The 1,587-nt window shown below is 38.4% G+C and carries 1 protein-coding gene; it reads left to right on the top strand.

Annotated elements, in window-relative coordinates; genetic code table 11:
- The coding region (locus LPAF129_RS10995) for an RNA-guided endonuclease InsQ/TnpB family protein (RefSeq protein WP_244057171.1) at positions 1-782 on the top strand (782 nt) is incomplete at its 5' end.
- Positions 783-1,587: the final 805 nt, after the last annotated feature.

The following is a 1,587-nucleotide window of genomic DNA, read 5'->3' as shown; positions in this document are numbered from 1 at the left end:
TAAATGGCAAAATTAAACGTGCAACCATTCGGATCAATGCCCAAGGTCAATATTATGCGACCATCTTACTTGAAAGTGAAAAACAAGCTTTCAAACCCAAGACTAAAACTAATAAAGTGGTGGGGATTGACCTAGGACTAGATGACCTGATGATTTTGTCAAATGGACAAAAAATCAATATAATGCATTTTGATCTTGAAGCTAAATCTCAAGTCAGAATCTGGGAACGCAAAGTGGCCCGTCGTAGACGAAATGCTCAGAAAGAAATGGCTTTTGATAAGCATGAAAAGCTCTTGTTGCCACGGACTAGTCTAAAACAGTTTCCGCGCTACCAACAGGCCCGTCGTACAGCGGCTAAGCTCAAGCGTCAAGTCAGTGACCGTCGTTATGACCGACTACAAAAGCTGACGACCCAGTTAGTGCAAAATTATGATGTGATCGTGGTAGAAAAGCTCAACACACAAGGAATGCAAAAAAACCATCATCTGGCCCGGGCAATATCCAACGCAGGTTGGGGTAAGTTAGTTACCATGCTGAAATATAAGTGTGACTGGTATGGAAAGCAACTGATCTTTGTTGATCCCAAAAATACGAGTCGCATCTGCCATCAGTGTGGGCAAAAGAATCATCAATTTGACAGTTTAAATCAGCATGAATGGTTAGCCATCAGAGAGTGGGATTGCCCAACCTGTGGGACGCACTTAAACCGTGACATTAATGCTAGTCAAAATATTTTGCACCATGGACTAGCCCAAACCACCAAAGAAAAAGCACTCGTTTAGGCGAGTATTGAAACTAAGGTATGGAACGTACCGTGGTAAATAGCAGTGACCGCTGTCTATTTAGTTAGAGTGATCTAACCGATAAGTTTGCTGTGTTCCCAGAATCCATTCTTTTTAAAGGATGGTAGTTCAAAGATAGAAGTCGCGGAAAATGTAAACGAGGCTGAAAGTAATTATGAAGAAACAACCAGATGGAGTGCTGAATTAACTTAGTGAAGGTGGGACTGGATGATCTTTTAGTTGCTGAATTGAATTTTATAATAAGATAAATTAGTAAATTAATATTTAACCGGTGAGAGACAAGCGGCTAATAATTTAGGTCATTCTAACTAAGCTAAGTAGACTTTTTTCAAAAAATTTAAAATAGTTGTTGACGTTGGGCATTTGTAGCGGTATATTTATATTCGTTGTCACAAAGCACAGGGTGCTGTGATAATTTAATTTAAAAAGTTGTTGACTTCATTCAAAATAGTTGATATACTATAAAAGTTGTCGTTGCGACAGTTAAGTTACTGAAGCGGTTGATCCGCTTCGCTCACTTAATAAATTAAATTAAATTTCTTCTTGACAAGTTATTGATGAAATGATAAACTTAAGAAGTTGTCACTTGACAACATTGAAACATTCTTATTGTAGATCTTTGAAAACTGAACAAAGTTTCGACAAATCAAATGTGTGAGGTCACTGATCTGATGATCAGTGCAAAAAAACATTTGCGAAGTCAATTTCGCTAGTAAAATTTATGAGTCACAAACTTTAAAATGAGAGTTTGATCCTGGCTCAGGACGAACGCTGGCGGCGTGCC

The sequence above is a fragment of the Ligilactobacillus pabuli genome (assembly GCF_022836475.1).
GTDB lineage: Bacteria > Bacillota > Bacilli > Lactobacillales > Lactobacillaceae > Ligilactobacillus > Ligilactobacillus pabuli.
Note: the sequence above shows the minus strand (reverse complement) of the source record. Positions and strands in the feature narration are given on the sequence as shown.